General features: G+C 59.2%; 31 protein-coding genes, 3 tRNA genes and 1 other RNA gene. All 35 read left to right on the top strand.

The genetic code is table 11. The features are described 5' to 3' along the window. Positions 1-12: 12 nt before the first annotated feature. Positions 13-1,107 carry a DNA polymerase III subunit beta gene (locus GN330_RS22765; protein WP_156715926.1) on the top strand — a complete coding sequence of 365 codons (1,095 nt, stop codon included), beginning with the start codon at positions 13-15 and terminating at the stop codon, positions 1,105-1,107. 12 nt (positions 1,108-1,119) lie between these two features. Beyond that, complete coding sequence (locus GN330_RS22760; RefSeq protein ID WP_156715923.1) at positions 1,120-1,302, top strand: hypothetical protein; 183 nt, start codon at positions 1,120-1,122, stop codon at positions 1,300-1,302. After that, positions 1,302-1,886 (top strand): MT-A70 family methyltransferase, encoded by a 585-nt coding sequence (locus tag GN330_RS22755; RefSeq protein WP_156716010.1) that lies wholly within the window; start codon positions 1,302-1,304, stop codon positions 1,884-1,886. Before GN330_RS22760 ends, GN330_RS22755 begins: the two co-directional genes overlap by 1 nt. Beyond that, a complete protein-coding gene (locus GN330_RS22750; protein WP_156715920.1) occupies positions 1,883-2,239 on the top strand; it encodes a DUF1064 domain-containing protein in 357 nt (118 codons plus the stop codon). The genes GN330_RS22755 and GN330_RS22750 overlap by 4 nt, the downstream gene beginning before the upstream one ends. After that, the gene (locus tag GN330_RS22745; protein WP_246188838.1) at positions 2,236-2,946 is read left to right on the top strand and encodes a hypothetical protein; all 711 of its coding nucleotides are present in this window, start codon (positions 2,236-2,238) and stop codon (positions 2,944-2,946) included. Before GN330_RS22750 ends, GN330_RS22745 begins: the two co-directional genes overlap by 4 nt. Beyond that, positions 2,943-3,134, top strand: a complete 192-nt coding sequence (locus GN330_RS22740) for a hypothetical protein (protein WP_156715918.1) — start codon at positions 2,943-2,945, stop codon at positions 3,132-3,134. Before GN330_RS22745 ends, GN330_RS22740 begins: the two co-directional genes overlap by 4 nt. Before the next feature lie 2 nt (positions 3,135-3,136). After that, positions 3,137-3,523: a hypothetical protein gene (locus tag GN330_RS22735; RefSeq protein ID WP_156715916.1), complete on the top strand. Its 387-nt coding sequence runs from the start codon at positions 3,137-3,139 to the stop codon at positions 3,521-3,523. Then, on the top strand, positions 3,523-3,999 hold the full coding sequence (locus GN330_RS22730; RefSeq protein WP_156715914.1) for a helix-turn-helix domain-containing protein: 477 nt from the start codon (positions 3,523-3,525) through the stop codon (positions 3,997-3,999). Before GN330_RS22735 ends, GN330_RS22730 begins: the two co-directional genes overlap by 1 nt. Then, entirely contained in the window at positions 3,933-4,175 is a 243-nt protein-coding gene (locus GN330_RS24250) for an NrdR family transcriptional regulator (protein WP_425487196.1), read from the top strand. Before GN330_RS22730 ends, GN330_RS24250 begins: the two co-directional genes overlap by 67 nt. Next, the gene (locus GN330_RS22725) at positions 4,100-4,408 is read left to right on the top strand and encodes a hypothetical protein (protein WP_156715912.1); all 309 of its coding nucleotides are present in this window, start codon (positions 4,100-4,102) and stop codon (positions 4,406-4,408) included. The genes GN330_RS24250 and GN330_RS22725 overlap by 76 nt, the downstream gene beginning before the upstream one ends. A gap of 36 nt (positions 4,409-4,444) precedes the next feature. Continuing rightward, positions 4,445-4,885, top strand: a complete 441-nt coding sequence (locus GN330_RS22720) for a hypothetical protein (RefSeq protein WP_156715910.1) — start codon at positions 4,445-4,447, stop codon at positions 4,883-4,885. Then, positions 4,882-5,496, top strand: a complete 615-nt coding sequence (locus GN330_RS22715) for a hypothetical protein (protein ID WP_156715908.1) — start codon at positions 4,882-4,884, stop codon at positions 5,494-5,496. The genes GN330_RS22720 and GN330_RS22715 overlap by 4 nt, the downstream gene beginning before the upstream one ends. A gap of 65 nt (positions 5,497-5,561) precedes the next feature. Next, positions 5,562-5,876, top strand: a transfer-messenger RNA (tmRNA) gene (ssrA, locus tag GN330_RS22710). Between the two features lie 192 nt (positions 5,877-6,068). After that, positions 6,069-6,142 (top strand) — tRNA-Pro (locus GN330_RS22705). A 24-nt stretch (positions 6,143-6,166) separates the two neighbouring features. Further along, a tRNA-Trp gene (locus GN330_RS22700) sits at positions 6,167-6,241 on the top strand. A gap of 1 nt (position 6,242) precedes the next feature. Further along, positions 6,243-6,316: transfer RNA gene (locus GN330_RS22695), tRNA-Gln, on the top strand. Positions 6,317-7,000: 684 nt separating this feature from the next. Then, positions 7,001-7,129 (top strand): hypothetical protein, encoded by a 129-nt coding sequence (locus tag GN330_RS24050; RefSeq protein WP_281349472.1) that lies wholly within the window; start codon positions 7,001-7,003, stop codon positions 7,127-7,129. Then, positions 7,129-7,392 carry a hypothetical protein gene (locus tag GN330_RS22690; RefSeq protein ID WP_156715905.1) on the top strand — a complete coding sequence of 88 codons (264 nt, stop codon included), beginning with the start codon at positions 7,129-7,131 and terminating at the stop codon, positions 7,390-7,392. The genes GN330_RS24050 and GN330_RS22690 overlap by 1 nt, the downstream gene beginning before the upstream one ends. A gap of 23 nt (positions 7,393-7,415) precedes the next feature. Beyond that, complete coding sequence (locus GN330_RS22685; RefSeq protein ID WP_156715903.1) at positions 7,416-7,928, top strand: hypothetical protein; 513 nt, start codon at positions 7,416-7,418, stop codon at positions 7,926-7,928. 2 nt (positions 7,929-7,930) lie between these two features. After that, the gene (locus tag GN330_RS22680) at positions 7,931-8,407 is read left to right on the top strand and encodes a helix-turn-helix domain-containing protein (RefSeq protein ID WP_156715901.1); all 477 of its coding nucleotides are present in this window, start codon (positions 7,931-7,933) and stop codon (positions 8,405-8,407) included. After that, on the top strand, positions 8,388-9,788 hold the full coding sequence (locus tag GN330_RS22675) for a PBSX family phage terminase large subunit (protein ID WP_156715898.1): 1,401 nt from the start codon (positions 8,388-8,390) through the stop codon (positions 9,786-9,788). Before GN330_RS22680 ends, GN330_RS22675 begins: the two co-directional genes overlap by 20 nt. Beyond that, positions 9,789-11,897 carry a hypothetical protein gene (locus GN330_RS22670; protein WP_156715896.1) on the top strand — a complete coding sequence of 703 codons (2,109 nt, stop codon included), beginning with the start codon at positions 9,789-9,791 and terminating at the stop codon, positions 11,895-11,897. Further along, positions 11,897-12,205 carry a hypothetical protein gene (locus GN330_RS22665; RefSeq protein WP_156715894.1) on the top strand — a complete coding sequence of 103 codons (309 nt, stop codon included), beginning with the start codon at positions 11,897-11,899 and terminating at the stop codon, positions 12,203-12,205. Before GN330_RS22670 ends, GN330_RS22665 begins: the two co-directional genes overlap by 1 nt. A 12-nt stretch (positions 12,206-12,217) precedes the next feature. Further along, positions 12,218-12,415: a hypothetical protein gene (locus GN330_RS22660; RefSeq protein WP_156715892.1), complete on the top strand. Its 198-nt coding sequence runs from the start codon at positions 12,218-12,220 to the stop codon at positions 12,413-12,415. A gap of 90 nt (positions 12,416-12,505) precedes the next feature. Further along, positions 12,506-13,618 (top strand): hypothetical protein, encoded by a 1,113-nt coding sequence (locus GN330_RS22655; RefSeq protein WP_156715890.1) that lies wholly within the window; start codon positions 12,506-12,508, stop codon positions 13,616-13,618. Between the two features lie 17 nt (positions 13,619-13,635). Next, on the top strand, positions 13,636-14,607 hold the full coding sequence (locus GN330_RS22650) for a phage major capsid protein (protein WP_156715888.1): 972 nt from the start codon (positions 13,636-13,638) through the stop codon (positions 14,605-14,607). Between the two features lie 53 nt (positions 14,608-14,660). After that, a complete protein-coding gene (locus GN330_RS22645; RefSeq protein ID WP_156715886.1) occupies positions 14,661-14,936 on the top strand; it encodes a hypothetical protein in 276 nt (91 codons plus the stop codon). Positions 14,937-14,999: 63 nt separating this feature from the next. Continuing rightward, positions 15,000-15,566 carry a hypothetical protein gene (locus GN330_RS22640; protein WP_156715884.1) on the top strand — a complete coding sequence of 189 codons (567 nt, stop codon included), beginning with the start codon at positions 15,000-15,002 and terminating at the stop codon, positions 15,564-15,566. A 9-nt stretch (positions 15,567-15,575) separates the two neighbouring features. Then, the gene (locus GN330_RS22635) at positions 15,576-16,280 is read left to right on the top strand and encodes a hypothetical protein (RefSeq protein WP_156715882.1); all 705 of its coding nucleotides are present in this window, start codon (positions 15,576-15,578) and stop codon (positions 16,278-16,280) included. 8 nt (positions 16,281-16,288) lie between these two features. Next, positions 16,289-18,220, top strand: coding sequence for a hypothetical protein (locus GN330_RS22630; protein ID WP_156715879.1), 1,932 nt, complete (start codon positions 16,289-16,291; stop codon positions 18,218-18,220). After that, positions 18,217-18,717: a GNAT family protein gene (locus GN330_RS22625; RefSeq protein ID WP_246188837.1), complete on the top strand. Its 501-nt coding sequence runs from the start codon at positions 18,217-18,219 to the stop codon at positions 18,715-18,717. The genes GN330_RS22630 and GN330_RS22625 overlap by 4 nt, the downstream gene beginning before the upstream one ends. Next, the gene (locus GN330_RS22620; protein ID WP_156715877.1) at positions 18,710-19,705 is read left to right on the top strand and encodes a tail fiber domain-containing protein; all 996 of its coding nucleotides are present in this window, start codon (positions 18,710-18,712) and stop codon (positions 19,703-19,705) included. Before GN330_RS22625 ends, GN330_RS22620 begins: the two co-directional genes overlap by 8 nt. 1 nt (position 19,706) lies before the next feature. Then, on the top strand, positions 19,707-20,132 hold the full coding sequence (locus tag GN330_RS22615; protein WP_156715875.1) for a polyadenylate binding domain-containing protein: 426 nt from the start codon (positions 19,707-19,709) through the stop codon (positions 20,130-20,132). Further along, a complete protein-coding gene (locus GN330_RS22610) occupies positions 20,119-21,945 on the top strand; it encodes a hypothetical protein (protein WP_156715873.1) in 1,827 nt (608 codons plus the stop codon). Before GN330_RS22615 ends, GN330_RS22610 begins: the two co-directional genes overlap by 14 nt. Further along, on the top strand, positions 21,942-23,429 hold the full coding sequence (locus GN330_RS22605; RefSeq protein WP_156715871.1) for a hypothetical protein: 1,488 nt from the start codon (positions 21,942-21,944) through the stop codon (positions 23,427-23,429). The genes GN330_RS22610 and GN330_RS22605 overlap by 4 nt, the downstream gene beginning before the upstream one ends. Positions 23,430-23,959 lie beyond the last annotated feature (530 nt).

Here is a 23,959-nt window from a genome sequence, read left to right as displayed (position 1 = left end):
AAGGACGCCATCATGCAGATGAAGACGAATGCAGGTAGCCTCGCGGACGCGCTCGGCATTGTTGGCGGGCTGGTACAGCGCAGAGGGAATATCCCAATTTTGGGTGCCGTGAAGCTGGAAAATGGCACGCTGTCTGTTCTGGGCGGAGTGGGTATGCGCGCGGACATCGCGTTGCCAACGGTAGGCAAGACGCGCGGCGCGGCGGCAATTGACTGCCATTCGCTGGCCGGACTTGCCCGCCATATCCCACGCGACGAGGTTGTAGAGATCACCGATGACTCTTCGCTTGCCGTGATCAAATTCAACGGTAGCGAATACCAGCTTCCATCCTATGCCGCGTCTGATTTTCCAAGCGACATGGAGAAGGTCGAGGGCGACCGTTCCGCAATGGATAACGCCGGCTTCGCCGCCGCGCTCAAGCGGGTGATGTTCGCGGCATCGACGGAAGAGATGCGCTACTATCTCAATGGCGTAGCGACGATTAATCTCGATGGCGAGCCATTGGTGGTGGCGACGGACGGCCACCGATTGGCGTATCTGTCCATCCCGTTTATGCCAAACGGCGCGGAGGGCGCAATCCTACCCTACGAAGCGGTGGCTTTTCTGGCAAAGCGCAAGCATGAACCAAAAGCGTCCGTCTATTCACCCGATGAAAGAAGGGCGCGGTTCGAATATGACGGGCTAGTTTTCACGACGCATTGCATCAAGGGGACCTATCCCGATGTTGCGCGGGTCATCCCGAAGTTGCCCGTTCCATACGCGCGCCTTGGCCGGCTAGACGCTATCGCTGCGCTGCGGCGCCTTTCGTCTCTAGATCAGTTTGGGGGCAATCCTGTTGTCCTCAGCGGATCGGATGATCGCCTGACAATGGTGCGCGGTGTCGGTGACAGTTGTGGCCGCGAGGCCATTCCATGCGTAACCCCCCAACTCGGAAACTTCAGGGTCGGCTTTAACGGCCGATACCTGATCGAAGTCCTGTCGGCACTTCGAGGCGACGCTGTGACGTTTGCCGCATCGCCGGATGATGGCGGGATAGGCTCGTCTCCAAGCGTAATAACGGCCGACGATGACCCGCTGCGCATCGTTCTGATGCCAATGCGTATCTAAGGGGACGCCATCATGAACAATGAAGACGACTACACAGGCGAAAGCGGTCCGTATGCGGACTGGATCGTATGCCTGTGCTCGTTCGCCGTTATCGCGGGCCTGTTCGGCGTTCTGAGCTGGCTGGTCTGGACCTATGCGCCGAACTTTCCGGCTTCTGAAAGCGCCGTGTTTGTGGATGGAGAGTCGGATTGGTGATGCCACTGCCACAGATCGATGGTGGGTTCTGCTCAATCCTTGCTGATCCGCCATGGTCATTCAAGACGTATAACAAGAAGTCCGGCACGACTCCGCATCGGGGCGCTGAGGACCACTACGTTGTTGCCTCATTCGAGGATATGGCGACGATCCCGGTGGCATCGGTCGCGGCGAAGGATTGCGCGCTGTTCATGTGGGTTGTGGATAGCCATTTCGATGAGGCATTGGCGCTCGGAAAGGCGTGGGGATTCGAGTTTAAGACGTGCGCTTTTGTCTGGTTCAAGGGACGCAACGAGGGCATCGTGCCAAAGGTCGGTATGGGCTACTGGACACGCAAACAGACGGAACAGTGCTGGTTATTCACGAGGGGAAAGCCTCCTCGGACCAGCAAGGGCGTTGAGCAAGCTATCTTTTGCGGGCGGGGTCGGCACTCGGCAAAGCCTGATGAGCAATACGAGCGGATAGAAGCCCTGACAGGCGGTCCATACCTTGAACTGTTCTCGCGTCTTTCAAGGCCCGGCTGGGCGGCGTGGGGCAACCAGACCGGCTTACGAGATGGTCTATTCGATGGAGAGGCGGCTTGAGGGCAAGACGCAACAAATACGGTGCCACCAAAACCACAATCGACGGCATCACCTTCGCGAGCAAGAAGGAGGCCAACCGCTATTGCGAGCTTCGCCTGCTTCAAAAGGCCGGCGAGATAACGCATCTGGAATTGCAGCCCGCATTCAAGCTGGCGATAGACGGCCGTCCGGTGCTGATCAGATCGCGCGGTTTTCCGAACGGACGGCAAGCCAAATACGTAGCCGATTTCGCATATTGGGATGGCGAAAAGCGGGTTGTCGAGGACGCTAAGGGATTTCGCACCGACACGTACAAGCTCAAGAAGGCGATTGTCGAGGCGATGTATCCGGGGCTGAGGGTCGTGGAGATATGAGCGGGCTCAAGGTGCTGATAGCGTGCGAGTTTTCCGGTACTGTCCGTAATGCCTTTCTGGCGCGCGGTCATGACGCGTGGTCGTGTGACCTTCTCCCAGCGGAGGACGGCAGCAACCGCCATATCCGTGCTGATGTGCGGTCGGTGCTTCACGACGGGTGGGATATGCTGATCGTCGCTCACCCGCCGTGCACGCGCCTGTGTAACAGCGGTGTTCGTTGGCTTCACACCCCGCCGCCGGGCAGAACACATGAAGAAATGTGGGCGGAACTGGAGGAAGGCGCAGCGCTGTTCTCTGACCTCTGGAACGCGCCTATCGAACGGATCGCGGTTGAGAACCCGGTTATGCATAAACACGCAAAAAAGCGGATAAAGAGCTTTCGGGAGCATACACAATCGGTGCAGCCTTGGCAGTTCGGTGACCCTGAAGCCAAGCGCACCTGTCTGTGGTTGAAGAACCTGCCGGCCCTTGTCCCTTCACACCATGAAAAGCCGGCCGAGTTGACCCATCGTGTCTGGCGTATGCCTCCCGGCCCCAACCGGCAGAAAGAACGATCACGCTTCTTCGCCGGCATTGCTGCCGCGATGGCAGATCAGTGGGGCCGATATGTGCTGGATCAGATCGGCAGCGCAGTGCCGTGTGACAAATCCTTGGGCTTGTTCGCGGAAGACCTAGGAAATGTAACACGTAAGGGGGCGGTTGCATGACCACTCTCCCACCAGACATCGAAGCCGAGCGCCTGGAACGCATGGGCCGGTCAAAACGCATATGGCTCAAAGACCACGGCCCAAAGCGGCCGGCACATGAAAGCGAATATGAACGTGAAAATCTGGAAGCGCTCATCAGCGCATGGCGACGGGCCAAGCGGGATATGGAGCGGGAAGGCGAGGGCTGATAATGGTAAAAACCAAGGCTCAAGAACACGAACTGTTCAAAGAGTTCTGGGAGGAAATATGGCGACCCAACATGCGCCATACAGACGGTCGTGGAGACGCCCGGAAGGCCTTCAACAAGCATATGGACATGGGCGCCGATCCACAAGACATCATAGACGGCGCAAGGGGTTTCTTTCGCTTCATGAAAGACGATGACCGCAAGTTTGTCCCGCTGGTCGCGTCATGGCTTAACAAGGAAGCCTACATCGATTGGGCCGAACGCGAGCGCGAATATCAGGCGAAGAAAGCCGAGCGGGAGGCGCGTGAAAACGTCGTGCCGATCCGAAGGGCCGCGCTACCGGAAAATCACTTCTCAAGGCAATGGGAACGAAAACAGGCGAGTGAATAATGGATATTGTCGAGCGTGCGATAGAGCGGGGCTATAATCCCGATTTTTACCGGAAGGTTGCCATCAAGCGGGCGGAAGAAGCCAAGGCGAAGCGAGAGCAAGAGCAACGGGAGCGCGCCGAAGAACGGGCAGAAAAGGCGAGGATATTCCGGGAACGGATGGCAAGCCTCGAAGCGGCTGCCAACCTTGAGCGCATGAAAGAAGATGCGGGGGATCGCCTTGAGGTCATACGCCGGGAACGTTTCCAGACATCGGAAAAGGAACTCATCACCACCATCGCCGAATATCATGGCATGGGCTATGCCGATATCATGGGTGCGAGTAGATCGAAGGCGGCGGTTCGCGCGAGGCACGAGGCGATAGCGGCCGTGGCGCTGGCCAAGACACACTTATCGACAACACAGATCGGGTGGATGTTCGGCAAAGACCACACGACAATCATCTATGTACTAAGGAAAATGGGGATAACCCGTTGAAGGGGAAGACAAAGGGCCTTCATTGCCCGGCATGTGGTAAAAGACCGTTCAAGACTATCGATTCAAGACCCACGAGAGCGGGCGTTCGGCGTCGTAAAGAATGCGTCAGTTGCTCGTATCGGATGACCACAATCGAGACAATGGTGGCGGGGAAGGTGCGGATATGGAAAGCTTAGGAGTGTTTCTTAGGCATCTCGCATTCAATTTACAAGTGGCGGCTCTCGTGGTCGTTTGTCTCAGCCTAATGATGACTCTCGGCGCGTTGATGGGCGCCGGGCTGTTTTGGCTTTCATTGGCACTAGACCCGATTTTGGGCCAATGGGCGATTCTAGTTGTGCTGATAGTGTTGATGGCGATATCGGCCATCATCGTCGCAGTTGTCCGGTCAGCAATTGAAATGCTGAAATAGAAGGCGGGACGGGGCGATAGGGGCGGGTGTTCATCGATGACCCTTTCTCAAAAACGGATTGACGCGCTGCACACGGTAGATCGTATGCCGTCCGGCCTTCGCGCATGTGTTCACGAGTTCGGCTTGCCGATTGTCACGGTCATGATGCAACGTGGCATCAACAACCCGGACCACATTCGGGAGATCGTGGCCGCTTGCTGGTCCGGGGGGCGGCAGCACGGGCAAGGAAATGACTCGCGTGGCGCGGTTGACTCGCTTCTGGCCAACGGCATTGTCACTTACGATGGGCTATGCAGGTTCTTGGCTTTGCGACAGCTTGTCATCGCTCCAATCTCGCCGACAAGGGAAATGCTCGATGCGAGTATGGCGGCCGTGTCCGGGTACAATGTGCGAGTGACCAAGGAGGAAAAACATCGGCGTCGCCTCCGAGCCGCGATGCTGACGATCCTTGAGGCGGACGAAGGAACGGGGCATTGAAGGCCAGAACACAAAGCGCGAAGATCAAGGCCAAGCGGGGCAGGCCACGCAAAGACGGCGTGCTTCGCGAGCCCAATGGACGCGCTATCCGATCCGACCAGAACGGCTATAAGCTCGCCGTGGAAGCCAGAGCCCGGATGCATCGGCTTTCGGTAGCAGATGCCGCCGATCCACAAGCCAGCACATTCATAGGCCGGTTGCACCTCGCATATTTGGCATGGAAAAAGAAGGCCAATCACGCCGAACGGACGGGCCGAAAATTCGACGTTCCCCAGCCGGCAATGAGCCTGAGTACGGCCAACTACTACGCCGCCCTGACGTTCCAGGAAGTCGCCAACGACTACGCCAAGGCGGTCCTGTCTCCCGGCGCCTACTACGAGCATAGAGGGCTCGGAACGGGCGACGAGGAAGCAGCGGAACGTTGGGCCATGACGGCATGTGCTCGACGGAAGAAGGCGATGGACATCGTTATGGAGTGCTGGCGGAACAACAAAGGATCACGTGTGCCGGAAGCGTTGGAACAGATCGTGCTCCGAGACAAGCAATGCGAAGACCTCGTTGGCGATCTAAGGACGGTGCTTTCAGACCTCAACCGTCATTTTAAGGGTTGACTGAAACGCGAATTTATGACATGCAGTGTCAGACTGACGCGTGATGCGTCGGGCGGAGGTCGGTACCTCTTACAAATCGCCCCAATCTGGGGCTAATGTCTCGCCGTAAGGTGAGTGGTGGAGGCTAAGGCAAATTGCCGTGCCCCTTATGGGTGTAACCCGGTACTTGTGGAATGCGGTCGGACGCGGGGGCAGTACCCGCCATCTCCACCAATGGGGATGAATTAGGATCGACGCCCGTTGGAAGCGAGTGACGCACCTCGGTATGATACCGCCGTTATCGGATCGAAATTTGAGCGGACAACGATAACGTTCCGTATGTTGAGGCTCTCGCGGCCTAACGGAGTTCGGCGGGCACTTGGCAACAGAAGCCCGCCACCTATTGTTCGTATACGTCGGGCCAGCCTCTGCAACGCAAGCCCCCGGCGTCAGTCTCAAAGGACTTCCGGCATGCCAAAGATCGCGAACGAAGAAGGCGATCATGGTTGTGCGGGCCTGAATGGGGCTCGCATGCTCGCGGCGGAGCGCCTTCGATCGGTTTCCAGCGTTCGGATTGGAGAACCGTCAAGTCGCAGGGAGTATCAGTTGGTAGCGTGCCGCACTTGGAATGCGGAAGCCGCTGGTTTGAGTCCAGCCGCCCAGACCAATCATCGCTGGCAATAGACCATACATCGGTGTGGTCTAATGGCTAAGACGTCAGTCTCCAAAACTGAAAATCTCGGTTCGATTCCGGGCTCCGGTGCCAATCCCGCCTCGTCTAGCGGTAGGACATCAGATTTTGGCTCTGAAGGCCGTGGTTCGAATCCATGGGCGGGAACCAAACCACATCACCCACCCGTAGCGTGCTGCGGGTTCACAGGCGCGAATGCCTGTGCTGTTTCACGAAGGAGGATAGATCGATGGCGAAGGAAATCGCCCCGTTCTGATATCAAGCGCACCGTGGTCCAGCGCTCGTGCAGGCGCGTTCACGGTTAGAGGCTCCATCCTCGATTGCCTGCACCGCGCCGATGCGCACCGTCACCGCGCAAGAGTGACGCCAGAAGCTGGTAACTGGCAAACGTATTCACGAACGCCCGGCCCCCGAACACCACAGAAGCCTCGTAGCTGTTAGCGAGGTGTCCGGGCACTTAATCAGGACGCCACAGACCGGTAACGGTTCTGTTTCCGCCGGTAAGCCAGCAGCCCGGCAACTATGGTGCGTGACTTCTGGATTGGCGCACCCGTCCTGAGCCGCAGAGCTCCGCACTGATAAAGCGAAACGCTGGCGGCAAACTAATCAGGGGAGTCGCCGCGTAGAATGCTCGCCATGGGGTCCGGCGGCGTAGCCCCCGCGAGCATCATTTCTATCGCAACACTTGCAGCCGGCGTAGGCCCCCCACGTCGCTCCCAGAGCCGAATCGACGCGCCGGGGCCCCGGTCCCTGCAACGCAAACCAGCTATGAGCACATGGCGATCCGCTAGGCCGGCGGGCGTGGGGTCGTCTTACCAAGGAGAGGTACCAACCATGATCGGCATGACTGTTTCTCATTCATCTGGCATTTCTGGTACGGTGGACGCCACTGTTGTCCATGCGGATGGCAAGGCATTTGCACGCGTGGATGACCACTGGTTGCCGGTGGATGAGCTGGCGTAATGTCTCAGCAGGGCGGCCTTCAAAAGCGCTTTCGTGAGACGGCCGGAACATCGCTAGACTGGAACGGCGACATGATGGCCGCAAGCCGTTTCTTCACGGCGGACTCTAGCGGTGACGCCAATGCGCATCTGTTCCGTTTGTGCAAGGCGGCAACGAACAGCACCGCCACCGATCTACCCGGGCAGTTGCAGGCTTATGCCGATATGTTCGGCGCGGCCAACTGGTCTAGCTGTGGTTATGATCAATGGCCGGGGGCGTGGTGACGCGGCAATAGGCGACACACGACATGACCAATCAAACGGTCGAGGTGGATGAGATGGCTAAAAGTCGGTTGGACATTCTGCGCGAGGAATTCGCAATCGTTCCGTCTGATGACCTGTACGCAGAGGTTTATCAGTCTGCATCAGGTGTGCAGATGTATATCGTGGCAAGCCCTTGGTCGGAAGCCAGGGTGCCGATTATGGATTATCACGACTTCCGGCGCGCCGCGCAGAAGGCCGCGCGTGAGCTGGCCCTGCAAATGGAGGGCGAAGAGGCGACGGCGTTGCAGAAGCGTCTATCCGGTTCTTTGGGAAGCGGGCAGGTTGCCCTTAACATTCGCAAGAATCTGATGGCAGGCGAGGTCGAGCGTGTTGCGTTGGCCATCGCAAACGCCATGAAGAGACAATACAAGCACGTGGATGTTCGCCATGTGAGAGGGCAGGTCGTTGAGGTCATTGATGACGACGTCAACACAACGTACGACTGCGAGAAACTAGCACTTGCGGCGTTGAAGGCCACGGCTGAGGAAGATACCTGACTATGGTCGATTCCGAAACGCAGAGTGAGCGCGGCAGGCCTACGGCCTACAGGAAAGAGTACGCAAAGCAAGCTAAGAAGCTTTGCGAGCGTGGCGCTACAGACTACGAGCTGGCGGACTTTTTCGAGGTGGACACGCGGACTATCTACCGGTGGAAAAATACCCACGATGATTTTTGTCATGCGGTCAAGGCTGGCAAGGATAAGGCTGACGACCGCGTAGAGCGTTCGTTGTTTAACAGGGCCGTTGGCTATTCCTTTGAGAGTGAAAAGGTCTTCCAGTTTCAGGGGCAGGTGGTAAGGGCCGCGACTGTCGAGCATGTGCCACCGGATTCCGGGGCGGCGTTCAATTGGCTAAAGAACCGCCGCCCGGAAGAATGGCGCGATAAGCGCGAGCTGGACCACACGTCGAGCGACGGCACCATGACGCCCACCCGTGTCGAACTTGTTGCGCCGGGGCATGACGACAGCACGGATTGAGCTTCCTCCAAAGCTCATCCCTGTTTTTGCAGGCCAGGCGCGTTATCGATGTGCTTATGGAGGGCGGGGTAGCGGCAAGACGCGCACCTTCGCCAAGATGGCCGCTGTCAGGGGCTATCAGTTAAGCCAAGAGGGCAAGCGCGGCGTCATTGTCTGCGGTCGCGAGTACATGAACTCGCTGGACGATAGTTCGATGGCTGAGGTTAAGGAGGCGATTGCGTCCGAGCCTTGGTTGGCGGCCCACTACGAGGTAGGCGAGAAGTTCATCCGAACCAGAGATGGCCGGATATCGTTCATCTTCATTGGCCTTCGCCACAACCTGGACAGCATCAAGTCGAAGGCCCGCATTCATGTGCTTTGGGTGGATGAGGCCGAGCCGGTTAGTGAGGCGGCGTGGCAAAAGGCCGTACCGACCGTTCGCGAACATGGTTCTGAAATCTGGGTTACATGGAACCCCGAGCAGAAGAACAGCGCGACACATAAGCGATTTCGTTTCAACCCGCCTGACGATGCGAAGGTGGTGGAGATCAATTGGCGGGATAATCCGTGGTTCCCTGCCGTCCTTGAGATGGAGCGCCTGGAGGACCAGCGCAAGCGGCCTGACGAATATGATCATATCTGGGAGGGCGCTTTCGCTACGGTCACTGAGGGTGCAATTCTAGCGCGCCTCATTGCCGTTGGCGACAGGGAAGGCCGTATAGGCGATCATGTGGATTATGATCCGAATGGGCCGGCCATTGAGATCAGTAGCGACCTTGGTTTCAGGGACACGGCGTGCTGGTGGTTCTGGCAACGTCGCGTGGGTGGTTTCGCGCTACTCGATTATGACGGGGATAGCGGCCTTGACGCTGAGGAATGGATACCGCGCCTGAAAAGGCGTCTTGAAGAACGCGGGTGGCCTCTCGGCAAGATATGGCTCCCGCACGACGCAAGGACAAAGACCTTCGCTAGCCGTCACAGCCCGATAGAACAGTTCATCAAGGGGTTTGGCGAAAGCAAGTGCGGGATCGTGCCGCAAACCAGCAAGACGGACAGGATCAACGCGGCGCGCACCGTGGTCAAGCAGTGCGAGTTTCATGAAAGCCGGTGCGAGGATGGGTTGGATGGCCTTCGCGCATGGAAATACGAATGGAACGACGACACCAAGACGTTCTCAAAAGAGCCGGCGCACGATTGGGCCAGCCACCCCGGCGACAGCTTTTCGTACGGCTGCCAAATGATGACGGCTTTGTCCAGCGCCCCGCCACCGGATAAGCGCGTCGTTGTCGAGGGTCCGCGTGGTTTGGTGGCCATGGCGCCCCCGCCCAAGCCCTTGACCGAAATGACATACAACGAGTTCCACGCCACCACGCGGCGGGGTCCGAAGCAGGAGCGGGTATAGATGGACGAATATACCGACGCTTCGCCTCAGAATGATAAGAAGCGCTCTGCAAGGGCATGGCTGGACGATATCCAGCAGGCCGAGCAGTCCATGGCCGACTGGACCAAGCGCGCCAAGAACATCGAGCGCATTTATCTCGATGACCGTGAGGAAAAGACCGACACACAGCGCAAATACGCGATGCTTTGGGCCAACGTGTCGGTGCTCCAGCCTGCCGTTTACGCCCAGCCGCCGCAGCCTGCCGTATCGAGGCGGTTTTCGGATCGCGATCCGATTGCGCGTGCCGTAGCTGAGGTTCTTGAGCGCTCTATCACGTCGATCTACGACCTGTCGGACATCGATAGCCCGATCAAATCGGCCCGTGACAACTACCTGATTGTCGGCCGGGGCACTATGTGGGTGCGCTATGTACCTACATTCAAGACGGAGCAGTACGAGGGCGACGAGGGCACGGAACTTGTAGAGGTTCTGGCCGACGAAACGCTAGCCTATGACTTTGTGCACTGGTCGGATTTCATTCACCCAAAAGCCCGCCGCTGGGAGGATTTGCCGTGGGTTGGCCGCAAGGTCTATCTGGACAAGGAGGCGGGCGAACAGCGTTTCGGCAAGGAGGTTTGGGATAAGGTTCGCGCCGCGTACATGGCGAACAAGCCGGGCGAATATGCCAAGGCCAAGCCGGATGACAAGACATGCGTATTCGAGGTGTGGTCCAAGCGCGATAACGAGGTGATATGGCTGGCGGAGAATTACGGCGAAGACGTTTTGGATCGCCGCCCACCGCTCTATATGCTCAAGGGCTTCTTTCCGTGCCCGAAGCCGCTCTACGCCACGCTGCCGACCGATAAGCTGAAGCCTGTACCGGATTACGTCTATTACCAGGATCAGGCGCAGGAAATCAACAAGCTTACGGCCAAGATCGACGCGCTTGAGGATGCGCTGAAGCTGGTCGGGTTTTACCCTGCCGGCGCCGATGGCGAAATATCGTCGGCCATTGAAATGGCGTTGAAGCCGGGCACCAGCAATCAGATGGTCCCTGTGCCGGGCTGGGCTTCTTTCGTCTCTGGCGGCGGCGCCAAGCAGATGATCGAATGGCTACCGGTCGAGAATGTCCTTGTGGTGCTTCAAGGCTGCATCGAATTGCGCCAGAAGCTCATTGAAGACGTTTACCAGATTACCGGTATTTCGGACATCATCCGGGGCTCGACTGACCCGAGAGAAACGCGCGGCGCGCAGCAGCTAAAGGCGCAGTGGGGCGGCACGCGCATTCGCCCGCGTCAGGAGGAAGTGGCGCGGTTCTGCCGCGACCTGACGCGCATCTCGGCGGAAATCCTGTCGGAGAAGTTCCAGCCCGATACGTTGTGGCGTCTATCCGGCCTCAAATACCCCACCGCCGAGGAAAAGGCGGCCGCTGAAAAGCAAATTCAGCAATTCGAGAAGATAGCCCGACTGATGGCGCAACAAGCGCAGGCGACCGGCCAGCCGCCGCCCCCGATGCCTCCCATCCCGGAAGAAATCGAGGACATGCTGAAAAAGCCCTCACAGGAGGAAATCATCAACCTGATGCGCGACGACCAGTTGCGTTCATACCGCATTGGCATCGAAACGGACAGCACCATTGCAGCCGATGAGCAGTCCGAAAAGGAAAGCCGGCAGGAATTCGTTACGGTTCTAGGCGGGCTGATGGGGCAGGCCATCCCGACCGCGATGCAGGTGCCCGAGCTGGTTCCGGTGATCGGTGAATCGCTTCTGTTCATGGCCCGCGCCTATCGCGCCGGCCGTTCGATGGAGGATGTGATTGAAACGGCGGTCGAGAACCTGACCAAGAAGGCCGATAGCGCCGGCAATCAACCCCCGCCGCCTGACCCGCGCGTCGAGAAGATCAAGGCCGATGCCAAGTTGCAGGAGCAGAAGTTGGCGGCGCAGGTCAAGAACGATCAGGCCAAGACTCAAATCGACGCTCAGGAGACCATGAGCAAGGAACAGCGTGAGTGGGCCGAGTTCCAAAGCCGCGACAAGTTGGCATGGGCTGAGTTCCAGGCCGATCAGGAGCGCGCCCGCGCCGAGATGATGCTGAAACAGCAATCCGCCAATCAAACGTGGGTGGGGTGATGTCTGAATATCACTGGTACACGCTTGGCGACGGCCGGCGCGTCTTCCGCAAGGCTCCCAAGCCTTCGCCTCATCGTTCCGATCTGTCGCGGCCCTATATTCGCGCCGATGGAATGGACGCGGTGTGGAACCCTGTCGATGGCAACCACTACGAGAGCCGTAGCCAATATGAGCGCGCGGTGAAGCAGGCCGGGTGCGAAATCGTCGGTGACGACAAGGGGCATTGGGAAAAGGCCGGTGCGCGCGACACCGAACCCAAGGGCGTCAAGGAAGACATCGTGCAGGCATGGCAGCAACTTTCATCGTAAAAGGAAATGACAATGACAACGACTGAACTCATGGGCCTCGGGCTTCCCGCCGCCCTTGCCGAGCGGCTGGGTTACATCACTCATGCCGGGAACCCTAACAGCAGCATTACGCCGAAATTCATCGGCCAGTGGGTCTTGGATATCACCAACGACATCTGGTATCGCGCCGCCGGCACGGCAACCACGGATTGGAAGGCCTTGAACGCCTGATAGGCGACGACATTTCTGGCAGACCGTAGCGTCGTAGGGTTCCCTGCGGCGCTTTTTTTACACCTCTGACATCAACAGATCAGGTAAAACATGACTGACGAAGCCATGAACGTGGACACGGCGTCCGCGATCGAAGAAGAAGTGTCCCTTCGCGATACCATCAAGGCCGAATTTGAGCGGTCCAGCAACCCGCCCGTCGAAGAAAATGTTGCGGCGCCGGTGGATGAAGACGCCATTGGTCTGGGGGCCGATACGGCGGAACAGGACGCCCGTGGTCGCGACGAAAAGGGCCGCTTCAAGGCCAAGGAAGGCGATTCTGACCCGGCAGCGGAAGTGCAGGATAGTGGCGAGCAGGAAGCGGCGCAGACCGCAGACGAAAACGCGGCCAGCGACAAGTATGCCGGGCCGCCTCCGGGATGGTCTGTGGCTTCGAAAGCCGCGTTTGACGAACTGCCGGAAAGCGTGCGCTTAGATATCGCCAAGCGCGAGCGCGAAATCGATCAGGGCTTTGCCAAGCTGAAAGAATACAAGCCGCTCGAACGTTTTGTCGAGACGGCCAAGCAGCATGGCATGGAGCCGGCCGAGTTCTTCGAATCTTACCGCCGCGCCGAGGAATATCTACAACGCGATCCGCAAAATGCGATCCTTTGGCTTTGCCAGAACTACGGCGTTGATCCGTCGCAGATTGGCGGTCAGAAGGCCAATGAACAGACTGCCGATGCGCAGCAGGCCGACCCGGCCATGCAGCCGCTTTTGCAGGAAATCAATTCGCTCAAGCAGCAGTTGGCCCGCGTCAACACGCTTGAACAAACCGTGTACGGGGAAAAGCAGGCACAGGCCACTTCAAAGGTCGAGGCATTTTTCTCCGATCCCAAAAACAAATTCGCTGAGAACGTAGCACCTCAAATGCTCGGGCTCATCCAGCAGGCCAACGCTTCGGGCCAGCCGGTCGATCTCAATCAGATTTACGAGACGGCTTGCTATATGAACCCGGAAGTTCGCGATGCGCTCATCAAAGAGCGGCTGAACGCGGACGCCAAGGCGAAGGCTGCAAAAGCCAAGCAGGCCGCCGATCAGGCGCGGCAAGCAGGCGCATCCATAACCGGCGGACCTGCGGCCACTCAGGCCGGGGCAGAGCCGGATTCTGAAAACCTCCGCGCCCTCCTTGAGCAGAATTACGCTGCGATGCAGGGGCGCACATGACCCAAAAGGAATAGGATATGGCATCGCCCAATCTTTCTGAACTGGTCACCACCACGCTGCGCAGCCGCACCAAGCGGCTGGCGGACAACGTGACCAAATCCACTGCCCTCCTGGACCGCCTTAACCGGCGCGGGAAGGTCAAGCCTGTCTCCGGTGGCCGCACCATCGTGCAGGAGCTTGAATACGACGAGAACAGCACGTTCATGCGTTATGGTGGGTATGAAGCCCTCAACATCTCGCCTTCCGACGTTTTCTCGGCGGCTGAATACGACTGGAAGCAGGCCTCTGTTGCCGTGACCATCAGCGGTCTTGAGCAAATCCAGAACGCCGGCCCGGAAGCCATCATCGATCTTCTGGAATCGCGCATCGGCAATGCCGAAAAGACCATGAAGAACAACATCGGTGCCGATACCTACAGTGACGGTACTGCCGATGGCGGCAAGCAGATCGGCGGCATGCAGCTTCTGGTTTCCGACGCGCCCGGTTCTGACATCGTGGGTGGTATCGACGCCTCCACGTGGACGTTCTGGCGTAACGTCGCCTTTGACGCCACCACGGATGGCGGTGCGCCGGCCAGTGCGGCCAATATCCAGTCCTACATGAACCAGGTGTGGGTGCAGTTGGTCCGCAACTCGGACAAGCCCGACCTGATCGTGGCGGACAACAACTACTGGCGCCACTATCTGGAAAGCCTCCAGGCGATCCAGCGCATTCAGTCGATCAGTGAGGCGTCGGCAGGCTTCTCCAGCCTGAAATACATGACTGCCGATGTGGTCCTTGACGGTGGTTTCGGCGGCTCTGCCCCCACCAACAAGATGTACTTCCTCAACACCGACTATCTGTTCTATCGCCCGTCGCGTGATCGCAACATGTCGGTCGAGGATGGTGAGCGCGTTCCCGTCAATCAGGACGCCATCACCCGCCTGATCTTCTTTGCGGGCAACATGACCACCTCCAACCGGTCGCTGCAAGGCGTCCTCAAGGACTAACCCCATAGGGTCGCCTCCGGGCGGCCCTTCCTCATTTTCGAAGGAAACGAAACATGGCTTTTGCAACTGACGGCAAGGTCGGTGTGGGGTTTGACCGCCGCACCGCCACGCCTGAATTCGGTCTTGGAACCGCTGCTATCGGCTCTGGCAATACGACCTGGGTCTATGTCAAGGCTTCTGCCGCGATCAATGACGCCACGGTTGTCATCCTGACCACGCCGGGCTTTACGGCCGCTGCCGGTGCGGGTGATTTCACCGCCGATACCGGGTTTGCGAATGGCGAATATGGCTGGATTCGCAAGACCACCAGCCCGCTTGACGGCAACTGATAATCGATAGGGGCGGCTTCCGGGCCGCCCTTTTCTCATTTCCAATCAAACGGAGAGAACATCATGGCTAAAGGCCTGATCGCAGAATTTTACATCGATGCCGTTCATATGAAACACGAATCCGAACAGGAAGGTCGCCCGATCTTCAAGGATTTCGAGTTCATCAAGATCATCCCCATCGGCGACAACAAAACCGTCGTCACCAAGCGCGTGACCGAAGCCGAACGGCAGAAATTCCCCGAAGAATACGCGGTGTTCAAGAAGGGCGTCGAGCAGACCTTTTCCGGCACGCCGCTGATGCAGTGGCCGGCCATTCTGCCGGCGCAGATCAAGCTTTTGAACCATTTCAACGTCTATACCGTCGATCAGCTTGCCGAGCTGAATGACATCGCGATTTCAAAGATCGGTCCCGGTACGCGTGAACTGGTCGAGAAGGCCAAGGCCTATCTGGCAAAGGCTGCGAATACTGCCGAGGCGCAGCGTTTCGCGGCCGAGAACGAGCGCATGAAAGACGATATGGCACGTATGAGCAGGACTATCGAGGAACTGTCTCAGCGACTTGAGGAAAAGTCGGACACGCCCAAGCGCGGGCCCGGCCGGCCCCGCAAGGAAGAAGCCGAAGCGGCGTAAGGAAGCAACATGAGCGCTCTCCTTGTCATTCAGGACGCGGTTGAACAACTGCCGATCACCAATATCCCATCGACCATCGAGGGGACGGATGACCCGGATGTTGTAAGCCTGCGCGCTGCGTTGAACATGACAGGGAGGGCGCTTGTCGCTCGCCATAACTGGAACACGCTTGGCAAGTCCTTCGCCTTTATCGCGACGGGCGGCACGCCCCAGCAGGAGGCCTTGCCTGACGACTGGCGCACGTCCTTTTCCAATGCGTCTGTCTGGCGCTCCGGGTCCAGTTTTTCGCCGCTGTCCGGCCCGTGCGCGCCGGATGCATGGCATCGGCTCCTGACCGTACCCGGTGCGGGTTTCCCCGGCTACTGGCGGCAGTTTGGCGGCAATCTGGAAATCCTTGGCGTTGCCTCCGGCGAAACGTTGTCGGTGCAGTATGTCAGCAAAGGGTGGGTTGTCCCGATTTCTGGTGGGGTGAACAAGGAGCGCGTGTCGAAAGACGATGACGCGTTCGCCTTCCCCGAATATCTCCTGACGCTCGGGACGGTCTACAATTGGCTGTCCATGAAGAACCTGCCCTATGCGCAGGAAATGGCCGATTTCGAGCATCAACTTGAGTTGGATATCTCGGCGGATCGCGCCGCCCGTCCGGTCAACACGTCATGGCCTGTCGATCCCATGGTTGCGTCCCGCACCTGGCCTGGCATCATCACGCCGTAGGGTGATCAATGCGACAACCTGCCGTTTTCAAGGGCGCTATGAGGCGTCCCGCGCCCTATTCCACGCAAAACGTCGCGCGCCCCTTTGCCTTTGCAGCGCCTACGGGCGGCTGGATTGCCAATCGCAACAAGGCCAATCCGAACGGTCCTGATGTCCCTCCTGGCGCCGAGGTGCTGGAAAACCTGTTTCCGACCGCCGAGGGCGCTATCATGCGCCGGGGCAGCGATCTTTATGCCACGCTTGGCGAAGGGGATAAACCCACCACCGCGCTGTTTGCCTACAAGAACGGCAGTCAGGAAGAATTATTCGGCGCGACTGAGGATGCGGTTTACAACGTCACAAGCATCGTCTCGCCTACGAACTATCGTCTCGGCACTGAGGGCGGAAGCCTGTTCATTACGGATGCCGGGGATTATTTCGGCGAGCGCAGCACGGGGGACCTGTCGGTTATCACGGGGCGGACGGGCGGCGCTTGGGTCGATGCGCAGTTCGCCACGTCTGGCGGCGTGTTTCTGGTGCTGGTTAACGGCACTGACCCGATGCTACTCTACGATGGTTCGTTCTGGTATCCCATCGGCAGTGAAGATGTCTATCGCCTCGCCTATGATGGCGGGACGGCTGCGTTCACCATCGGACAGACCGTCACGGGCGGCACGTCGGGCGCCACGGCAGAAATCGTCAATATCGCGGGCGATGAAACCAGCGGCACCCTGATCATCCATACCATCGCTGGGGGGCCGTTTCAGGACAATGAAGCCCTGACGGATGGGACAGGCGGTTCGGCTTTGGCGTCCGGCGCTGAGGTATTGGCCTATTCCGGCATCACGGGCGTGAACACGGCCGATCTGGATTTCGTGTGGGTTTACAAAAACCGCCTCTTCTTTGTGGAGAAGAACAGCCTGGACGCGTGGTATCTGCCGGTGGACAGCATTGGCGGCGCGGCGGCTAAAATCCCACTCGGCGGTGTCATGACCAAAGGCGGGCGGCTCCTGTTTGGTCAAAGCTGGTCGCTTGGCACTGGTGAAAGCGGCGGCTTGTCGGCGCAGTGCATCTTTGCCACTGCCGAGGGGCAGGTTGCTGTTTTCCAGGGCAACAACCCCGCGTCGGCGTCTGAATGGTCGCAGGTCGGCGTTTATCGCATCGGCGAGCCCCTTGGAAAGCAGGCATTCATCCCGGCCGGCGGCGATCTGGTAATTGCTACCGATATCGGTTTCGTGCCGCTCTCGCAGGCCATCCAGCGCGACTACGCGGCTCTTTCGCCCTCTGCCGTGTCCTATCCCATTGAAGATGCGTGGAACGACGCCGTAGCGTTGCGCAAGTCCGGCGAATGGCATTGCGAGGTGTGGCCGGCAAACCAGATGGTCGTGGTCGCGCTTCCGTCCGTCAACCAACAGCCTCCGCGTTGGTTCGTGGCCAATACGCGCACCGGGGCGTGGGGCCTGTTTTCGAATTGGGATGCCACCTGCATGGAGGTGTTTCAGGGCCATCTCTATTTCGGCTCGATTGATGGAAAGGTCGTGCAGGCCAACGTTACGGGTCAGGATGAAGGCAAGCCGTACACCGCGACGTTCGTGCCGCTGTTCCACGACCTTGGCGACCCGACCGCGATCAAGATCGGCAAAATGGCGCGGCCCGTTCTTCGCGGTGAGGTTAACCCGAAACCGCGCATCTCGTTGCAGAGCGATTACGAAATCAACCTTCCGCCGCCTCCAGCATCTCCATCGGTCGAAGGAAGTTCGGCTTGGGGTGTCGGCATTTGGGGTACGGCGCGATGGGATGTCACCGGCGCGCAACTGACTTTCCAGGAATGGCACGTTGTTGGCGGGTCGGGTTATGCCGTGGCGCCGTCTTTTCAGATGACGAGCGGGGCAGTCGTGCCGCTGGATATCGAAATTGTGCGCATCGATTTCGCCTATAGTCAGTCGTCGTCAATCGTATGATGGATATTCTGTGGGGCGGGCCGCGCGATCCTGAATTGAACAGGGCGCTTGCATTGTGGTGCGCGGTTCAGATCGGTTTGCCGCGCCCGTTCGAAGAACCTTATACCACCATGGGCGTCATGAAGGACGGCACTGTCGTCGGCGTGGTGGTGTTCAACAACTGGCAGCCCGAGGCTGGGGTTATTGAGATGCACAGCGCGGCGACAACGCCTCGTTGGCTGACCAGACCAGTCCTCAAAGCCATGTTCGGATATGCGTTCCATCAAGCGGGCGCGCAAATGGTCGTGACGCGGGTTTCGGAGCGGGATAGTCGCCTGCTTCGCATCTTCACGGCGTACGGCTTCGATCACGTCACCATCCCCCGGCTTAGGGGGCGCGAGGAAGGCGAACGCATTTTCTTCCTGACAGATGATGCGTGGCTCTCGAACCGCTTCAATGCGAGAGAGCGTCACCCCATCGCGTCGAAAAAAACTGTTGAGGATCAATACATTGGGTAAGCCAAAACCGCCCGCTCCGCCAGACCCGCGAGAAACGTCTGCGGCACAGACCGGCACCAGTGTCGCGACGGCGCTTGCCAACGCGATGCTTGGTAATGTCAACCGTGTCGGGCCGGAAGGAAGCGTGACCTATGACCAGTCCGGCGAATATTCCTTCACGGACCCGTATACCGGCCAGACGTACCATATCCCGCGCTTCACGGAAAATGTTCAGCTTTCCGACAATCAGCAGCGCACCTATGATCGCCAGCAGGATGCTGAGTTCAACCTAGCCGATCTGGCGGCGCAGCAATCCGGCTTCCTGACTGATTACATGGCCGAACCGATCGACCTCAGCAATGAGGCGACGGAGGCGCGACTATTCGAACTCGGCTCAAAGCGCCTTGACCCGCGTTTTGCACGCGAAGAAGAAGCGATGCGCACGAATTTGCTCAATCGCGGTATTCGAGAGGGCTCAGACGCTTTCTCGGCGGCGATGGGCGATTTCAACCAAGGCCGCAACGACGCCTACAACCAGCTCTTGCTCACGGGCCGGGGGCAGGCCGTGCAGGAGGCGCTTGCGCAGCGGTCGCAGCCCATTAATGAGATTGCATCGCTGTTGGGTGGTTCTCAGGTCAATATCCCGCAGTTCACGGGCGGCAACATGCCGACAATCCCGACCACGGATAACGCCGGACTGATCAACCAGAACTACAACCAGCAGCTCCAGAACTGGCAGATTCAGAACCAGCAGCGCAACAGCCTGCTCGGTGGCCTGTTTGGGCTGGGGTCGTCTCTCATCATGTCGGACAAGCGCACCAAGGAAGACATTGAGAAGGTCGGCAAGACCGACGACGGGCAGGCCATCTACAAGTTCCGCTACAAGGGCTCTCCGTTACTCCAGATGGGCCTTATGGCTCAGGAAGTGGAGAAGAAGAAGCCCGGCGCGGTCAAGGAAGTGGCGGGGATAAAGATGGTCGATTACGGCAAGGCATTGGAAGGAGCCTGATATGTACGAGGAAATTTTGCGGGCTTTTCTCCAGAATGCACGTCAGCAAGGCGGCATTGGCCGCACGGGCGGCGTCCCTGACCCGAACGGTTCATCTAGCAATATGCCGATGGCTGGCGGAACGATGGGTGGGGCCGCACCGGCTCCTATGCCGCAGGGGCTTCCTCAGGTGCCTGAAAATACTGTCCCGGCCCCAATGATGCTTTCGGAGCAGCCAACGTTGGATGCCGAGCGCCCGCAGTTCATACCGCAGGCCATGGGCGGTCTTGCCACGATGCAGGCCGAGCAGCCGCAGGCACCGCAGTTCAACGCGATGGGTGGCCTTGCGCGACCGCAGCCCACGCTTGCGAAGCCGCAGCCTGTAAAGCCCGCGTTCCAGTCACCGCTTTTCACCATGGGCGCAGGGGGCATGTATGGCGGTCGGTGATCTTTCCTTTGCCTTCGACGCATCCAAGGAAACGCCGGATAGCGTTGCCAAGAAGCGCGCCATTGCCGAGGCTATCGCGGCGAGGCAAATGACCGGCGCGCCTCGCGATGTTGGCGAGGGCTTGAATGCCATTGGTCAGGCATTGCTCTATCGTCGCATGATGGGCGGTGTGGACAAGGCCGAAGGCGCGGGCCGTGCCGGCGCGTCCAGCGCAATGCAGTCGATCATTGGCGCGCTCAGTGGCGGCAATTTCCCTGATGCGCCGCGCGGCGATGCGCCCATGTCTCCCATGGCTGGCGGTGAACCGATGGACCCGGCCAGTGCGCGCGTTGCACAGGCTCATTCTGTCGGGGGTGATATGTCGCCGTTCCGCGACGCTATTGCATCCATCGAAAGCGACGGTCACGGCGGCTATGCCGCAATTGGTCCGACCCATCCGAAGCTTGGCCGCGCTCTTGGCCGGTATCAGGTGATGGAGGCCAATATCGGCCCATGGTCGACGGCTGCCCTCGGCCGTGAAGTGACGCCGGATGAATTTCTGTCGAATCCGCAAATCCAGGATGCGATTTTTGACCATCGATTTGGCAGCTATGTCGAAAAGTACGGCAACCCGCAGGACGCGGCCAGCGCATGGTTTACCGGGCTGCCCGCATCTCAAGGTGCTGGGCGCAAGGACGTGCTCGGAACGTCTGGTTCGCAGTACGTGGATAAATTCTCGCGTGCGCTCGGCAATGCTGGTGCGGCCCCGGCTTCTGCCGGCACGCCGGATATCCGGCAAGCTCTCGTGGAAGCCATGGCGAACGGCGGCGGCAAGCCTCCCGTCCAGATGGCACAGGCCGGCATGGATAGGCTCCCCGTCATGGCTGGCGGCACGGCAGACGCGGTAGACCCGAACGATGGGCCTTCCATGGCGCAGTTGTTCAACGCCGCGCAAAACCCTTGGCTTTCCGACACTCAGCGTTCGCTCGTCAACGCGCTTCTCAATCGCGAGATGCAGCAGAACGATCCGATGCGTCAGATGGAAATGGAGCGCGCCCAGCTTGAGCTTGAGCAGTTGCGCAATCCTCAGCCTAAACAGACCGACGATATCCGTGAATACGAGTTCGCGCGTCAGCAGGGCTATCAGGGCACGTTCCAGGATTTCATGACGGACATGCGCAAGGCCGGCGCGACGAATGTTACGGTCGGGGGCGGTGAAGTCGGTACAATCCCGCAGGGCTTCGAGTTGTTCACCAACCCCGAAACCGGCTCTCGGTCCATGAGGCCGATTCCGGGCGGCCCTGCCGCCGCTGAGGTGGATGCAAAGGCTCGCGCCGAAGAAGCTCGTCGCACTGGCGAGGTTGACCGGGGTGGCCTTGTGACACAGGAGATCGACCGTGCTCTTGACCTGATGGACACGGGCATTCTGCCGGACACGGGATTTGGCGCGCTTCTGTCTGGCGTGCCGAACACCGATGCGAAGGCAATCTCGAAGCTACTTGACACGATCCGCGCCAATATCGGTTTCGAGGAACTGAACCGTATGCGTCAGCAGTCGCCAACAGGTGGCGCGCTTGGCCAGGTCACGGAACGCGAACTGAACTTCCTCCAATCCGTGGCCGGTTCTCTGGACCAGTCTCAATCGGCGGACCAGTTGAAATTCAACCTGAACCGACTCTGGAACACCTATATGGATACGATCCACGGTGAGGGCAGGGGGCCGGCGCGACGGCCGCTCGGCGGTGCTCCGCAGGCCGATGGCGCTATTCCTGATGGCGTTGACCCGACCGATTGGGAGTTCATGACGCCGGAAGAAAGGGCGCTGTTTCGATGAACCCTGAACAGCAGAAAGCGCTTGCTCTTGCTCGCGCTCGCCGTAGGCGCAAGGAAACGGATGGCTGGTCCCCTGAGAAGGAGGCCGACTTAGCCGAAAAGATCACCGGCAAGGGCACGTTTGCCGACATGACCGGCAGCGGCATCGCAAAGGCCATCCCGTTCGGCGATGAAATCGTGTCGGGGGTCAATGCGCCCTTCCGTGCAGGCCGTGAGTGGATGCAGGGTGATGGGTTCGACCTGGGACGCGCCTATGATCGCAACATGCAGGTCGAGGAAGAATTGCAGCAGCGGCGCTCAAGGCGCTCCCCAATCGCCACGACATTCGGTGCAGTTGCAGGCGGATTGGGGGCCGCGACACCGCTAATGAAGGGTGGTGTTTCCTTTCTACAGGGTGCCAAACCGACGCTTGGCAGTCTTGCAGGGCGCGGCGCGGCCGAGGGCGCGGCCTACGGTGCGGTCTATGGCGCTGGGGAAGGACGGGGGCTTGAGGAGCGGGCGTACAATGCTGCTGTTGGCGGGGGGCTGGGCGCAGCCACGGGCGGCGCTACAGGCGCGGCAAGCCGCCTTGGCGTGCGTGGCGCAACAAAACAGTCCGCACCGTCACTTGACGATCTTCGCACGGCGGCGAACACCGCCTATCAGAATGCGGACCAGGCCGGGGTCGTGTTCACGCCAAATGCTGTCAACAAGGTTGCAAAGGACGTGGTTGGGAAGTTGAGCGATATTGGCTTCGACCCGGCTTTGCAGCCCGGCGCGGCGGCTGTCGTGAAGCGGCTTCGCGATCTTAATGGGCAGAACGTGACGTTGAAGGGGCTTGACACGCTCAGGAAAGTTGCATCCAACGGGTTCATTCCCGGCAACCAGTCCAACAACAAGGCGATTTCCAGCATCATCGAGGCTATCGATGACGTGATTGCCAATCCGGGGCAGGGTGGCGTTCTGATGGGGAACCAGCAGGCCGGCGCGTCTGCCTTGAGGACAGCTCGCGAATTGTGGAGTCGGGTCAGTAAGGCGGAGCGCTTGTCGGATGCAGTTTCTCGTGCCGAATTGCGAGCCGGCTCTACCGGTTCTGGCGGCAATGTTGACAACGCTATTCGTCAGAACGTCCGGCGCCTTGTCGAGAAGCCACGTGGCTTTAACAAGGCCGAACAAGAGGCTCTGGAAAAGATTGTGACGGGAACGCCGGGGCAAAATACCCTAAGGCTGGCCGGCAAGCTCTCGCCTTCCGGCAATGGGCTTATGGCAGCACTTGGTATTGGCGGAACCATGGTCAACCCGGCCATCGGGGCGCTGTCCCTCGGCGGAATGGGCGCTAAGACGGCGGCTGATGCGCTGACCAAAAATAGCGTGAATTTGGCCGATGCGCTAATTCGCTCGGGCGGCGCTACGGCGAAGCAGTCTCTTACGCCTATTCAGCAAGCCATTATCGAAGCGCTGGTAGGTTCAGGCGCTCGCGCGCTTCCTTCGAACATATCCCGGTAGGCTTGCATAGCAGGTGGTCCGCCAAGTAGGTCACGACCGGCTTCGCTATCAGAAATGCGAACGCAATGGCGAACGCAAACTGTAGGAAGAATGGTAGGGCATTCGGCCCAAGGATTGGCTGACGCTTCACGAACACCTCGTTGTGATCTGGTTGGATGCCCCGATAACGGAACCGCCTATCGTGCTCGTGCAGAGTGTCGGTCTTGGTGCTGATGGAGCCGCCACGGGTGAGGGAACGTATTGCTGGCCTCCAAAAGGAAAGGTCGGCATTGCCCCGTCTGATGAGCCACATCGGTATGTCATGCCGTACCATGTGATCGGCCCCGGCAACAGGTCGGCCAACAATCCGCCGGCCTTACTGTAGCTGTCCATGACTTGATACGGGCCGTTGCAGGTCTTGACGGCCGTCTTGAAGCACCCGGTCGGTGAGCCTGAGCATTTCGTCTGGTTCATGACAGCGCCGGTTGGACCGGGAACCGGCTCCGCCGTGGTGCAGCCCGCTAGAGCAAAAAATAGGGGGAGAGCGAACT

The sequence above is a fragment of the Nitratireductor arenosus genome (assembly GCF_009742725.1).
GTDB lineage: Bacteria > Pseudomonadota > Alphaproteobacteria > Rhizobiales > Rhizobiaceae > Mangrovimarina > Mangrovimarina arenosa.
Note: the sequence above shows the minus strand (reverse complement) of the source record. Positions and strands in the feature narration are given on the sequence as shown.

Bases quoted from the DNA above. Each gene is read 5' to 3' on its own strand.
- GN330_RS22675 (WP_156715898.1), top strand. From the start codon at position 8,388: ATGACGACAGCACGGATTGAGCTTCCTCCAAAGCTCATCCCTGTTTTT.
- GN330_RS22680 (WP_156715901.1), top strand. From the start codon at position 7,931: ATGGTCGATTCCGAAACGCAGAGTGAGCGCGGCAGGCCTACGGCCTAC.
- GN330_RS22625 (WP_246188837.1), top strand. From the start codon at position 18,217: ATGATGGATATTCTGTGGGGCGGGCCGCGCGATCCTGAATTGAACAGG.
- GN330_RS22615 (WP_156715875.1), top strand. From the start codon at position 19,707: ATGTACGAGGAAATTTTGCGGGCTTTTCTCCAGAATGCACGTCAGCAA.
- GN330_RS22630 (WP_156715879.1), top strand. From the start codon at position 16,289: ATGCGACAACCTGCCGTTTTCAAGGGCGCTATGAGGCGTCCCGCGCCC.
- GN330_RS22640 (WP_156715884.1), top strand. From the start codon at position 15,000: ATGGCTAAAGGCCTGATCGCAGAATTTTACATCGATGCCGTTCATATG.
- GN330_RS22655 (WP_156715890.1), top strand. From the start codon at position 12,506: ATGACTGACGAAGCCATGAACGTGGACACGGCGTCCGCGATCGAAGAA.
- GN330_RS22760 (WP_156715923.1), top strand. From the start codon at position 1,120: ATGAACAATGAAGACGACTACACAGGCGAAAGCGGTCCGTATGCGGAC.
- GN330_RS22645 (WP_156715886.1), top strand. From the start codon at position 14,661: ATGGCTTTTGCAACTGACGGCAAGGTCGGTGTGGGGTTTGACCGCCGC.
- GN330_RS22685 (WP_156715903.1), top strand. From the start codon at position 7,416: ATGACCAATCAAACGGTCGAGGTGGATGAGATGGCTAAAAGTCGGTTG.
- GN330_RS24050 (WP_281349472.1), top strand. From the start codon at position 7,001: ATGATCGGCATGACTGTTTCTCATTCATCTGGCATTTCTGGTACGGTG.
- GN330_RS22765 (WP_156715926.1), top strand. From the start codon at position 13: ATGCAGATGAAGACGAATGCAGGTAGCCTCGCGGACGCGCTCGGCATT.
- GN330_RS22755 (WP_156716010.1), top strand. From the start codon at position 1,302: ATGCCACTGCCACAGATCGATGGTGGGTTCTGCTCAATCCTTGCTGAT.
- GN330_RS22670 (WP_156715896.1), top strand. From the start codon at position 9,789: ATGGACGAATATACCGACGCTTCGCCTCAGAATGATAAGAAGCGCTCT.
- GN330_RS22690 (WP_156715905.1), top strand. From the start codon at position 7,129: ATGTCTCAGCAGGGCGGCCTTCAAAAGCGCTTTCGTGAGACGGCCGGA.
- GN330_RS22720 (WP_156715910.1), top strand. From the start codon at position 4,445: ATGACCCTTTCTCAAAAACGGATTGACGCGCTGCACACGGTAGATCGT.
- GN330_RS22635 (WP_156715882.1), top strand. From the start codon at position 15,576: ATGAGCGCTCTCCTTGTCATTCAGGACGCGGTTGAACAACTGCCGATC.
- GN330_RS22610 (WP_156715873.1), top strand. From the start codon at position 20,119: ATGGCGGTCGGTGATCTTTCCTTTGCCTTCGACGCATCCAAGGAAACG.
- GN330_RS22745 (WP_246188838.1), top strand. From the start codon at position 2,236: ATGAGCGGGCTCAAGGTGCTGATAGCGTGCGAGTTTTCCGGTACTGTC.
- GN330_RS22735 (WP_156715916.1), top strand. From the start codon at position 3,137: ATGGTAAAAACCAAGGCTCAAGAACACGAACTGTTCAAAGAGTTCTGG.
- GN330_RS22740 (WP_156715918.1), top strand. From the start codon at position 2,943: ATGACCACTCTCCCACCAGACATCGAAGCCGAGCGCCTGGAACGCATG.
- GN330_RS22650 (WP_156715888.1), top strand. From the start codon at position 13,636: ATGGCATCGCCCAATCTTTCTGAACTGGTCACCACCACGCTGCGCAGC.
- GN330_RS22730 (WP_156715914.1), top strand. From the start codon at position 3,523: ATGGATATTGTCGAGCGTGCGATAGAGCGGGGCTATAATCCCGATTTT.
- GN330_RS22605 (WP_156715871.1), top strand. From the start codon at position 21,942: ATGAACCCTGAACAGCAGAAAGCGCTTGCTCTTGCTCGCGCTCGCCGT.
- GN330_RS22660 (WP_156715892.1), top strand. From the start codon at position 12,218: ATGACAACGACTGAACTCATGGGCCTCGGGCTTCCCGCCGCCCTTGCC.
- GN330_RS22665 (WP_156715894.1), top strand. From the start codon at position 11,897: ATGTCTGAATATCACTGGTACACGCTTGGCGACGGCCGGCGCGTCTTC.
- GN330_RS22725 (WP_156715912.1), top strand. From the start codon at position 4,100: ATGCGTCAGTTGCTCGTATCGGATGACCACAATCGAGACAATGGTGGC.